Raw genomic sequence first — 11,470 nt, forward strand, 5'->3', positions numbered from 1 at the left:
GAATGGTTAATATTAAAGACTTATACTAATAGTCTAGATCTAATTTATTAAAAGAATATTAACTTTCAGCGATTTATAGGATTATTTCCAAATGGATAAAAAAATGTTGCTTCGTGCTTGTTATAAAACATATTGGTAAGAAAAGAATTTGGTATTTTTTGAAATTTTTTTATTGTGGCCATCTCAATCGTTCCTTGTAATTTTATAGTAAAGATCAATTGCTTGGCTTTTCCCGACTCTATCCATTTCATGATGAGTGCATAAGCTCGCTCCGGATAACAGGCGACATCCGATAATACCCAGTCATAGCTTTGTTCCCACTGCATCGGATCTAGAGCAAAGGCACTTTGTTGCAAGTAGTTAATGCGAGGTAATTTAGCAATTTGTGGATCTAATAAAGCCTTATCAACAGATGTCACTGAAGTACCCAGGGATTGCATCACATAAGACCATCCTCCTGGAGAAGCGCCCAAATCTAAGACTTGGTCACCTGGCTTTGGGTATTTTTCTAAAAGGGTTAGTGCTTCCCATAGTTTTAAGTAGGCTCGATTGGGTGGATTTAATTTATCTTCAATAAAATAACATGTTCCATTAGGCCATTTTTTCTGGCGTTTTTGGCTATATATCAAAGTATTTTTATCTAATAAGCAAAAGGCACCAATTTGTGGAATTTCCTCTTCAATAGGAAACTGGCGCAAAAGGGGAGGAGTCTGACGTAATTGTTCTTCGATTAATCGTGAGCGTCTTACATGAGAAACAGGATGTAGGTGCCAAAATCTGCCAGCTTGACGAAGGATTTTTACTGCCTCTGAAATAGATTGAAAAGTTTCTGTTTGTGGTTCCAACCAAATGTCCTGTGCAAAACATACATCCAGTTTTTTATGAGAAGAAAAAACTAAATTTTCTACAATTTTGGAAACATTACCTAATTCTTCAGCAAGTATGGGCAGGAATTCAGGTTTGGTGACATAGACTGCAGCAATTTTATCCATAATTTGAGTTTAAAATTAGGTGTAAAAGTACGTTATATTATCATCATGCCCCTATAAGAAACGAGTCTTGGCAGTAAAAATACTTGATGAACCGCGACAATGATAAGTAGGCAAATTTTATTTACTGAACGAGGATTAAAATAAACATCCCTTTGATGAAAAAGGCAATATGTCTTTTTCATCAAATTATTTTATTTCACATAAACAGTACTTGCTGCTGGACCATCATTACTTTTTGCTTCAACAAAACTAACTTTTTTTCCAACTTCTAACTTACTGAAATCATAATCAATTACACTTTTACTGGTAAAACGAAGTCTTCTTCCATCAATGGTTTCAATAAAACCGTAATCAGCTATAGGTGCGATTTCTCGAACCAATCCTACAGTAGGTAGTTCATGGTGTTTTATTTCCCCACGTTGTTTATGAACGTATTTTTTTAGTTGTCGTGTCATAGCAAGAAATTTATCTCTTATTGCAACATAAACGTCTTCATGCGCGTGATTTTCTGCTAGGTCTCGATTTACGACGAGTTCCGCATTTGGAACAACAAGATCAATACGCACATGAAAAATTTTTCCTTTATTGTGATGTCGATGCGTTTCTAAGCTGACATTACAACTGATAATACCGTCAAAATACTTCCCTAATTTTTCAGCATGCTTGCGTACATTACTCTCAATTGATTTTGAGTGTTTGAGATTATTGAATATTATTTGTATAGGAAAATATGCTGAATTGTTCATTGCTTGCTCCTTATATCACATACATCAATATCGTTTATTTAAAACTAATTTCTTGTTCTTCAGAGTAGAACTAATGTCTCCAGCATGATAGGGGACACGTGAACTCTGCAGTGTTTTTTACTGATTACATAGGCATAGATGACAACTAGATTATCGTTATAGTATTTGCCAACTCTCATAAAGGTCTCCCCAAATTAGTTGTTTAGTTTTGCGTTATTAGCAAAGTACTTTTCGAGATAGAAATCTTCATATTCACTACGTCTAACAACTAACTGAGCGCAGAGAAACGAAAGTCAAATACTTTATTAGCTGTTTTTATTATAGTCTATAAAACTTGGGTTCGGGCTAACTCGACTAAGTTAACCCCTGATTTTATGCTGAAATAGAAGATACATAGGATTGTTTTCTAAACAAACTAAAACGAAATAGGAAAAGATTTACCAGTAAAAACAATATAGCTAAACCGAAAGATAAAAATATACCATTTTTTAATGAGAGAAGAATAAATAAAAGAATAATGGAACGCAGTAGTTCAAAAAATAAATTTTTTTGTTTCCCGTTGGCAATTGAACCCAATGTATAGAGGGTAAATAAAATAAATACTCCCATAAGCCATGAGCTCAGTGAGTCTAAAGTGAAGATAAATGAGAGGTAAGCGTAAAGAACTATTGCAAGGGCGATATTGAATAACATATATAGTTTGGGAGATTGGCTGTTTTTCTTATTTACCACTCTTTTGGGAATATCATTCTGCTCTTGTAACTGATTAATTACCCATTCTGGTGGCATAAAAAATGCTTTAATAAGGTCCAGCTTATTTTTCAGATTTTTTCCATAATACAATACGTCTTTAACGACTTTAACATTGGCATAAAACGGATTCCATGTTTCAAGCGGCTCAGTGATTCCATATTCTACAGGAATCTTTTCTGGTTCAAAGGTACCAAAAATCTTGTCCCATATAATTAAACTTCCGGCGAAGTTTTTGTCGATATATTGCGGGTTTATGCCATGATGCACTCTATGATGCGAGGGTGTATTAAACATTATTTCCAACAATCCCATTCGATTTATTGATTGAGTGTGGATCCAAAACTGATAAATAGTATTGCTTGAAGCGATCAGAACAAACATCCAGGTGGGAAAGCCTATTAAAGCTAGGGGCAGATAAAAAACCCAAGATGTTAGGGTTTGGAAATAGCCCTGTCTTAAGGCAACCGATAAATTATAATTTTCACTTTGATGGTGAACCGAGTGCCCTATCCAAAGAAAATTACATCGATGACTTGCTCGATGGTACCAATAATAACAAAAATCAACACCAAGCCAGAGTAGGATCCAGGAAATAATAAGATGAGAATTTATGTGAAACACAGCAAAATGCTCATACAAATAATAATAACCAAAAATTATTGCCCCCCTTACTGGTAGAGCCGCAATTTCTTCTAGTATGCCAGTACTCAAATTATTAATAGAATCATTAAATTGATATACGCTAGATTTTTTGTAATAAGAAATGCTCCATTCAATTCCAATTAAAATTAGAAATATTGGGGCAGCAAATACTGTTAAATTAATATCCATATCAATCCTTTTGCTTGGGTGAGTCGCGATAAATTTTATTTTCTTCTAATTGTATTCTGCTTGCAAATGCTGGTATTTATATTGGTGTGATTTTATTCAAAAATCTGATTGAACAACTGGCTAAGCTCGAAACAAAAAAATGTTAATTTTTGGATTAAACAGTGTAGTAATGTACTCACGCACTACATCAAGATACGTTTTTCTTTTAGCTTATTAAAGGCAATTATATGAGTACTTCTGTGTTCATGCTTGATTTCAAGAAATCCATATATTCAGTTTCATACCCGATAATTGCCGGCAAATGAGCAACAGAGCGAAGGGTGTATTTAATAGGGGTTTCCAAAGAGTCGTTAGTTAATGTTCGATTATTAATTAGGCAATAATCGATTCCAAAGTTCTTTGCTCCATAACCATCACTAATAATCGAATCACCAACCATTAACATGGACTGTTTTTCAATTACTTGTTTGCGTTTGCTAGTAATTTCTTGTAGCGCAATATTAAAAATTTCTACGTTAGGTTTAGCAACACCAACTTCATCAGAAACTATATAACAATCAAACCAATTCTTTAACTGGAGTCTTTGCCTTTTTTCTCCTTGTACTTCGACGAAACCATTGGTAATAATACCTAAAATATGTCCTTTTTGATGTAAGAATTCAATAGCAGTTCTCACGTTGGGTAGCCAATGTGCATGGACATACAGATTGATATCATATGCGTCTGCAATTACTTCTGGTGGAGTAGTACAAGAAAGTTTTTGATTTAACTGTACAAATCGTAACAATCTTACATCGCTTGGCATGAGGGCATGTTCTTTGGTTCCCACCTTGCTCCAAAGACAAGCATTAATTTCTTTGTAAAGACGCTCAAAAAGTGTGTATTCGACAGTTGAGTAGAATTGTTTATAGATATCCATCAACCCCATTCGTTGAGAATAGGCAAAATCAATTAGTGTGTCATCTAGATCAAATAAAATTACTTGATAAGCCATTTATGAATCCTGATTATTCATTTTACATCCAAAAATGCAAGTACCAATTGACTATACTATGGCCCCAGAATAAAGAAATTAATCCGCTTACGCATAAAAAAGGACCAAATGGAATTGTTGTATCTTTGGATTTACCTTGTAAATGCAAATACAATAAACCAATTATTGTACCACTAATTGAGGCTAGAAGGAGGATTAGCGGTAAAAATACCCATCCAAACCAAGCTCCAAATGCAGCAAATAACTTAAAATCCCCATGCCCCATGCCTATTTTACCCGTAAACAAATAAAATAGTTTGATAAATATCCATAATCCCATATAAGCTCCCGCAGCACTGAGTACTGCCTGAGGTAAGGGAGTAAATAGAGATTGAGTATTTGCAATGAGACCAATCCACAATAAGCCTAAGGTTAAACTGTCAGGTAATATTTGATGATCCAAATCGATAAAAATTAAACAAATTAATATCCAAATACCAATCAATACAAATACTAATTGTAAGGTAAAGCCAAAATGCCAACTTGCAAATAATGATAGGAGTAAGGTACTTAATTCAATCAAAGGATAGCGAATAGAGATTGGATTTTTACATTGATAACAACGCCCACGTAACAATAGATAGCTTAAAATTGGGATATTTTGCCACGCTTTAACCATAGCTTTGCACGATGGGCAAAAAGATCGTGGAACAAATAAATTAATTGTTTGTTGCTCATCTTCCTTGCCCCCAACTAGTTCATAACATTGTTGTTTCCATTCTCGTTCCAACATTATAGGCAAACGGTATATAATTACATTTAGCAAACTACCCACCGCAAGCGAAAATAGAGCAATTACCACATACATAAACCATGGAGTGTTAATAAGTTCATATATCATTGAAAGATCCTGCTGAAAATGTCTAGGTGCAGCGAAGCTAACCTAGGTTTTTAGGTCATAAATTCCCAGGATGTGCTTCGCTGCACCCAGGCTATAAGCGATTAGATTATAATGTTATATTGCAGATCCCAGTTTAAAGATAGGTAGATACATTGCAACAACCAGTCCACCGACCAAGACACCTAAAACACACATAATAACAGGCTCTAATAAACTACTCAGGGAGTCAACTGCATTATCAACATCTTCTTCATAAAAATCAGCAACTTTACTTAACATTTTTTCTAAAGCACCTGATTCCTCACCAATGGCAACCATCTGGATCACCATGTTGGGAAATAATTGCGTATTCTCCATAGCTTTATTCATTTGCTGTCCCGTGGAGACCTCTTCCCTAATATTATCAGTACCCTTGGCAAAAATAATATTTCCTGTGGCACCTGCCACAGATTTAAGCGCTTCAACTAAAGGCAAGCCGGCTGCGAACGTAATCGATAAAGTTCTTGCAAAACGAGCGATCGCTGCTTTTTCAATAATAGGACCAATTACGGGTATTTTTAACAGCATTCTATCTACATTTTGCGCGAATTGGGGTGAGTGTTTTTTCGCATAAACAAATGCATAAATCGCGCCTCCTAAAACTCCAAAAATTAGATACCAATAGGATTGAAAAATTTTCGACATACTCACTACAGCTTGGGTCATTGCAGGTAAGTCGGCACCGAAACCTTTAAATAATGCCTCAAATTGTGGAACCACAAAAATAAGTAAACCTGCAGTAACAAGGAAAGCAACAACCATTACCGCGAGAGGGTAGGTTAATGCCTTTTTAATTTTCTTCTTTATTGTCTCTATTTTTTCTTTATAGGTTGCAACTTTATCCAGCATAATATCTAGAGATCCCGATTTCTCACCCGCCTCAACCAAATTACAAAATAATTCATTAAAATATGCTGGAAACTTTTGCAGTGATTCTGAGAGCGTTAATCCTGTCTCAACATCTCTTTTTATTGTCTCAATTAATTCTTTAAATCGTTTATTGGATTGTCCTTTTGCCACAATATCAAAGGATTGTACTAGAGGGATCCCGGATTCAATCATTGTGGCCAATTGGCGACTAAATACAGTTATATCCCCAGATTTTATTTTTTTACTTTTTAAACTAAATAGAGGTGGACGTTTTTTAGCAATTTTATTGACAACAATTCCTTGTCGGCGTAATTCGACTTTGGCTAAAGCAAGACTTCTGGCCTCAATATCTCCATTTACTTGTTGAGCTGCCTTATTAACTCCAGTGTAATGAAAAGTTAAGGTTGTATTGGCATTTTTTTTCATTTTTTGCCCAGTTAGTCAACGGTTACCCGATTGACTTCCTCAATAGTTGTAATCCCTTGTTTTATCTTTTCAAGTCCTGATTGATAAACCGTAATCATCCCTTCTTCCTGGGCAATTTTTAATATTTCCAGAGAGTTTCCTCCAGCCATGATGATCTGGCCAAGTTTTTTAGTCATAGGCAGCACCTCAAATAATCCAATCCTTCCACGGTATCCGCTGGTACACCTAGCGCATCCTGCAGCTTTATATAACTTAATTCCTTCCAAATCAGACTCTTTAAAACCTAACTCTAACAAACTCGGTTTATTGAAGTCATCTCTTAAGACTTTACAATGTTCGCATAATTTTCGAGCTAAACGCTGGGCAATAATAAGTGTTACGGAGCTGGCCACATTAAATGTTGCAATTCCCATATTAACTAGACGATTTAATGTTTCAGCGGCACTATTCGTATGTAAGGTCGAGAGGACTAAATGTCCTGTTTGAGCTGCTTTAACTGCAATCTCCGCCGTTTCTAAATCACGTATCTCACCAACCATGATGATATCAGGATCTTGTCGTAAAAAAGAACGTAATGCATTAGAAAAAGTTAATCCCGCTTTAGGATTAATATTAACTTGATTAATGCCAGCTACTTTAATTTCTACGGGATCTTCAGCCGTAGAAATGTTGACTTCTTTAGTGTTAAGAATATTTAATGCGGTATACAACGTTACGGTTTTACCACTACCTGTTGGACCTGTTACCAGGATCATTCCCTGTGGTCGTTCAATAGCATGTTTAAAATATTCTTTTTGAATAGGGCTAAAACCTAAAGCTTCAATACCTAATTTTGCAGAACCAGGGTCTAAGATCCGCATAACAACTTTTTCACCTGAGGTAGTAGGGCAGGTGCTTACACGAAAATCAATGGATCGCGTTTTGGATATTTTCATTTTAAAGCCGCCATCCTGAGGAACTCGTCTTTCCGAAATATCAAGACTCGACATGATTTTTATACGTGCAGTAATTCGTGTGGATAAGCTTCCAGGTGGGGTGGCAATTTCATGTAAAATACCGTCTTGTCGATAGCGTATGCGGTACTCTTTTTCATAGGGTTCAAAATGGATGTCAGAAGCTCCTTGTTTGATGGCATCTAGAAGTATTTTGTTAACGAATTTAACAATAGGAGCATCCTCCGTTAGCGAAGTAACAACTGCTGTCTCATGCTCTTCTTCTTCATTGATGATAATTCCATCGAACTCACTTGTATCACCCACAAATTCAGATAATCCTTGAGTTTCCTTAACGGTGAGTAAATGATCAATTAATGCACTAAGCTTATCTGCCTCAACGATAATTGCATGTGTATTAAGTCCCGTATGAAATTGAATCTCCTTTAAAGAAGCTTGTTTGCTTGGATCTTCAGTTGCAAGATATAAGTTATTTCCGCGACAAAATAGAGGAACCATTGAATGACGACGAATTAACTTTTCATTCACCAGATCAGTAGGAATAGAATCTATGTCAATACAGTCTAGGTCCAGCATAGGAGCACCAAAATTATGTGCTGCTGTAAGTGCAATTTGGGTGGCTGATAAGATGTTATTTTTGACAAGGTATTGAACTAAAGATATTTTTTCTGCAGAGGCATTTTTACAGAACTCAAGAGCTTGTGGTTTGTCCAAAAGCTTTTCAAGAACAAACAATTGTCCTATTCCATGTAATTTAAATTCATCGCTTCCTAACATAAATTCCAATCAGTTTATAATAATATTAAATATAGTTAATTCATTTAATAAAATCACGTGTTCCATTCATATTCGAGTTGTTCATATATTATTATTAAATAAAAACTAATGACGAAGAACTTGCTAAAGGTTTCTTTTTGTCCAGATTTAATGGGTTTCGAAGGCACTATTTAAACTCAAAAAATGGATTGTATGTATATGAAACTCGTTGTATTGTAGTTTAATTGAGGATTAACTATTTGAAAAGGCATTATTTTGTTGATCGAACGGCAACTTAAACAATATCGCGCCCTGAATAAATGGTTTCAATCGCCTTTAGGGCTTTTTGCTGCTCATGAATTTGTAGTAAATATTGAACATGAAAGTGTCTACTCTCATGGCGAGACCATACTGCAATTGGGAAATTGTGGGGACAACATATGGCTCAAAAAATTTAATTACATTCACAAATGGATCGCATCACCTTTTTATTTAGCTAATAAAGTCCACATCGAATGTGCTTTAAACCAACTTCCACTCGATCGTAATAGTGTTGATTGTATTATTGTTCCACTCACGCTTGAACCCTTCGCCAACAGTTTTAGCTTAATTGATGAAATTGATCGCGTCCTTAAACCAATGGGTTTTGTTATATTATTAAGTATTAATCCTTGGAGTTTATGGGGTGGAGCAATGAAAACAGGGCTTCTGCACTGTTATAGTGACCAAAAAGTTAAAATGCGTACCCCCTTTAGCTTAAATCGAATTTTTTTGCAAAGAGGGTATAGGCAATATTCTCTGAGTAACTTTTGTTATATTCCTCCAGTAAATAACTCATCATTAATTAAAAAATTTACATTTTTGGATGAAATAGGCAAAATGCTTTGGCCTTTTCCTTCAGGTTTTTACTGCTATATTGCTCAAAAATATCAAATCATAGAACCTGATTTACAGGTACATCCCGCCGAGTCTGCAATGAAAGACTATCAAGTTCCATTACAGCCGGTTATTTTTTCTTCTCAGAACCATAAAATACAAAATTGATATTGATTACTGCTCCTTAGGTTTAAACGTCGTATCAAAGGGATTAGGTGCTTTCATTTCTGTTAATGAAGGCGATTCTGCTTCAATGGCGGCTGATGCTTGAATCCGCTGAGTAACTGCTTTATCAAATTTTATTAATCCATCCATCAACGTATTTTGAGTTGGACTTCCAAATTGCTGTTGAGTAATGTCTTCTTTTATTGTCTGATCTATCGTTTTTGTACTTCCTTCATAAAGTTGACCGTTGCCAGCAGAAAATACATAGTCGTCCTTAGGAGTAAAAGCAATATCATCTACGAAGTTGGCGCTAATAGGTGATAAGCCACCACAACAAAACTGATGACATTTTACTGCTTCATCTTCATAAAATTTTTTCTTCTGCTGTTCATTACGAAAAGAAAGAATCGGAGGAAACTCCATGAGTAACATCTCTCGTTGTTTTTTAATTGACTCATTGGGTTCCGCATCAAGACATTCAGATTTAAAATCATTAATTAACGGAGACTGCTGTAAACCAGGTACCAAATTTTGAAAATAAATCATTTTATCTAATTGAAGAGGAGCTTGTGACATGATAGTGCGTCCTAACTAAACTCATTTATTTATAAAATAGTTAATTTAACCACTCTTAATAGTTTAAAGATTAGCAGTTGTATAAAGAAATGCGAGTTATAGAGGATATACGTTAATTTAAATTGAATAGAGTGCCTTTGTTTTTGTATAATTTGCTCTGCCATAAAAATAGGTTAATTTTATGAATAAAAAAACGATATTCAGAATCACTTTTGCTAATCAAGAAGCAATTTATGAAATTTATGCGCGCTCTGTAAAGGAAAGTGAGATATTTGGGTTTCTCGAGGTCGAAGAATTAGTGTTCGGTGAACAAACCGCATTAGTTGTTGATCCTTCTGAAGAACGATTAAAGCTTGAGTTTAATGGTGTAAAACGAACATTTATTCCGATGCATTCAATTTATCGTATCGATGAAGTTACGCAACAAGGGACAGCCAAAGTAAAAGATAATCCCGGCTATGGAAGTAAAGTTAGCCCTTTTCCTGGAACAGGAAAAATAAAAGATTAAATGAATACATATTTATAACCAGATCTGTCCTGAGGACCCACAATGACTATTCCAGATAAAATAAAAGAAGTTTACGAAAAATCATCTTGCTTGTTTACTACTAATGAAGTTGAAGCAGCTCTTGATCGAATGGCAATTAATATCCATAAGGAATTGCAAGATCAAAATCCAGTACTGGTCTGTGTTATGGTTGGAGGATTAGTCCTTTTAGGCAATTTACTTCCACGATTGGACTTTCCATTAGAGGTAGATTACGTCCATGCAACCCGCTATCGAGGTGAGACCCGAGGTGGAGAGATTGTCTGGAAGGTGAAACCATCGGCCAATTTGCAAGGTAGGACTGTTCTTGTTGTCGATGATATTCTTGATGGTGGTGTTACCCTGGCAGCAATTATTGATGAAATAAAATCATTGGGTGCAGAAAAAATATACAGCGCTGTTTTGGTGGATAAATATCGGAAACGTGTTCCCAATGGATTACAGAAAGCTGATTTCGTAGGCTTACAAGTCGAAGATCATTATATATTTGGCTATGGCATGGATTACAACGAATACCTTAGAAATGCACCCGGTATTTTTGTAGTACATCCTGAGCATGAATAATCAAAAAATCTTTAGGTTGATGAACTAAGATAACGTACTTATAGCAAACAAAATTAATGAACAAGAAGGACATCTATACCATTGAACTAGGTGCAAGGAGCCTAAAATGCGTTCGGGTGGTTACAGGTGTTTCATCTGGAATTGGATATGCTATAGCTAGTAAACTGATTGCTCAGGACATAAGATTTTTTGCAAGTGTGCGTAATGAACAAGATGCATAACTTGTATCAAATGAACTGGCACACTTTTATTCCCCTTATATGGATATAACGGATCAAAATTCAGTTCTAAGTACAGCACAACAGGTACATGAGCAATTACAACGCAAATTGCTCTGGAGATTGATTAATAATGCTGGAGTGGCTGTTGTTGGGCCATTAATAGAAATATCGATTGAAGAATTTAGTTGTCAACTTGAAGATATGTTATTGAACAAATTCAAGTAACCAAGTTTTTATCTCGTTACCTGATGCTGATAGAACACTGAAAGACACCTCGGGAA

The 11,470-nt window shown here is 35.3% G+C and carries 12 protein-coding genes; 4 read left to right on the plus strand and 8 right to left on the minus strand.

What is annotated here, in order from left to right; translation table 11 throughout:
- Positions 1-65: 65 nt before the first annotated feature.
- From HBNCFIEN_RS08215 to pilB, 7 genes are all read right to left on the minus strand, one after another.
- The gene (locus HBNCFIEN_RS08215; protein WP_182390634.1) at positions 66-992 is read right to left on the minus strand and encodes an SAM-dependent methyltransferase; all 927 of its coding nucleotides are present in this window, start codon (positions 990-992) and stop codon (positions 66-68) included.
- 191 nt (positions 993-1,183) lie between these two features.
- A complete protein-coding gene (locus tag HBNCFIEN_RS08220) occupies positions 1,184-1,738 on the minus strand; it encodes an HPF/RaiA family ribosome-associated protein (protein ID WP_182390635.1) in 555 nt (184 codons plus the stop codon).
- A gap of 372 nt (positions 1,739-2,110) precedes the next feature.
- Positions 2,111-3,322, minus strand: a complete 1,212-nt coding sequence (locus tag HBNCFIEN_RS08225) for a sterol desaturase family protein (RefSeq protein WP_182390636.1) — start codon at positions 3,320-3,322, stop codon at positions 2,111-2,113.
- A 223-nt stretch (positions 3,323-3,545) separates the two neighbouring features.
- Positions 3,546-4,316 carry an HAD family hydrolase gene (locus HBNCFIEN_RS08230; protein ID WP_182390637.1) on the minus strand — a complete coding sequence of 257 codons (771 nt, stop codon included), beginning with the start codon at positions 4,314-4,316 and terminating at the stop codon, positions 3,546-3,548.
- Between the two features lie 22 nt (positions 4,317-4,338).
- The gene (locus HBNCFIEN_RS08235) at positions 4,339-5,196 is read right to left on the minus strand and encodes an A24 family peptidase (RefSeq protein WP_182390638.1); all 858 of its coding nucleotides are present in this window, start codon (positions 5,194-5,196) and stop codon (positions 4,339-4,341) included.
- Between the two features lie 114 nt (positions 5,197-5,310).
- Positions 5,311-6,531, minus strand: coding sequence for a type II secretion system F family protein (locus HBNCFIEN_RS08240; RefSeq protein WP_182390639.1), 1,221 nt, complete (start codon positions 6,529-6,531; stop codon positions 5,311-5,313).
- 11 nt (positions 6,532-6,542) lie between these two features.
- Positions 6,543-8,261: a type IV-A pilus assembly ATPase PilB gene (pilB, locus tag HBNCFIEN_RS08245; RefSeq protein ID WP_182390640.1), complete on the minus strand. Its 1,719-nt coding sequence runs from the start codon at positions 8,259-8,261 to the stop codon at positions 6,543-6,545.
- A gap of 255 nt (positions 8,262-8,516) precedes the next feature.
- Here pilB and HBNCFIEN_RS08250 point away from each other — a divergent pair, with 255 nt between their 5' ends.
- Positions 8,517-9,284, plus strand: coding sequence for a methyltransferase domain-containing protein (locus HBNCFIEN_RS08250; RefSeq protein WP_182390641.1), 768 nt, complete (start codon positions 8,517-8,519; stop codon positions 9,282-9,284).
- A gap of 6 nt (positions 9,285-9,290) precedes the next feature.
- On the opposite strand, the gene HBNCFIEN_RS08255 is transcribed toward HBNCFIEN_RS08250, so the two are convergent.
- The gene (locus HBNCFIEN_RS08255; protein ID WP_182390642.1) at positions 9,291-9,857 is read right to left on the minus strand and encodes a hypothetical protein; all 567 of its coding nucleotides are present in this window, start codon (positions 9,855-9,857) and stop codon (positions 9,291-9,293) included.
- A gap of 181 nt (positions 9,858-10,038) precedes the next feature.
- On the opposite strand from HBNCFIEN_RS08255, the gene HBNCFIEN_RS08260 reads away from it, so the two are divergent.
- From HBNCFIEN_RS08260 to HBNCFIEN_RS08270, 3 genes are all read left to right on the plus strand, one after another.
- Complete coding sequence (locus tag HBNCFIEN_RS08260) at positions 10,039-10,365, plus strand: DUF1820 family protein (protein ID WP_182390643.1); 327 nt, start codon at positions 10,039-10,041, stop codon at positions 10,363-10,365.
- Positions 10,366-10,407: 42 nt separating this feature from the next.
- Positions 10,408-10,968: a hypoxanthine-guanine phosphoribosyltransferase gene (locus HBNCFIEN_RS08265; protein WP_182390644.1), complete on the plus strand. Its 561-nt coding sequence runs from the start codon at positions 10,408-10,410 to the stop codon at positions 10,966-10,968.
- A 260-nt stretch (positions 10,969-11,228) separates the two neighbouring features.
- Positions 11,229-11,414 carry a hypothetical protein gene (locus tag HBNCFIEN_RS08270; RefSeq protein ID WP_182390645.1) on the plus strand — a complete coding sequence of 62 codons (186 nt, stop codon included), beginning with the start codon at positions 11,229-11,231 and terminating at the stop codon, positions 11,412-11,414.
- The last annotated feature ends 56 nt before the right edge of the window (positions 11,415-11,470 follow it).

The sequence above is a fragment of the Legionella sp. PC997 genome, from assembly GCF_014109825.1.
GTDB lineage: Bacteria > Pseudomonadota > Gammaproteobacteria > Legionellales > Legionellaceae > Legionella.

Coding starts and splice junctions, on each gene's coding strand:
- HBNCFIEN_RS08220 (WP_182390635.1), bottom strand. CDS start 1,738: ATGAACAATTCAGCATATTTTCCTATACAAATAATATTCAATAATCTC.
- pilB (WP_182390640.1), bottom strand. CDS start 8,261: ATGTTAGGAAGCGATGAATTTAAATTACATGGAATAGGACAATTGTTT.
- HBNCFIEN_RS08215 (WP_182390634.1), bottom strand. CDS start 992: ATGGATAAAATTGCTGCAGTCTATGTCACCAAACCTGAATTCCTGCCC.
- HBNCFIEN_RS08265 (WP_182390644.1), top strand. CDS start 10,408: ATGACTATTCCAGATAAAATAAAAGAAGTTTACGAAAAATCATCTTGC.
- HBNCFIEN_RS08255 (WP_182390642.1), bottom strand. CDS start 9,857: ATGTCACAAGCTCCTCTTCAATTAGATAAAATGATTTATTTTCAAAAT.
- HBNCFIEN_RS08260 (WP_182390643.1), top strand. CDS start 10,039: ATGAATAAAAAAACGATATTCAGAATCACTTTTGCTAATCAAGAAGCA.
- HBNCFIEN_RS08225 (WP_182390636.1), bottom strand. CDS start 3,322: ATGGATATTAATTTAACAGTATTTGCTGCCCCAATATTTCTAATTTTA.
- HBNCFIEN_RS08270 (WP_182390645.1), top strand. CDS start 11,229: ATGGATATAACGGATCAAAATTCAGTTCTAAGTACAGCACAACAGGTA.
- HBNCFIEN_RS08240 (WP_182390639.1), bottom strand. CDS start 6,531: ATGAAAAAAAATGCCAATACAACCTTAACTTTTCATTACACTGGAGTT.
- HBNCFIEN_RS08230 (WP_182390637.1), bottom strand. CDS start 4,316: ATGGCTTATCAAGTAATTTTATTTGATCTAGATGACACACTAATTGAT.
- HBNCFIEN_RS08235 (WP_182390638.1), bottom strand. CDS start 5,196: ATGATATATGAACTTATTAACACTCCATGGTTTATGTATGTGGTAATT.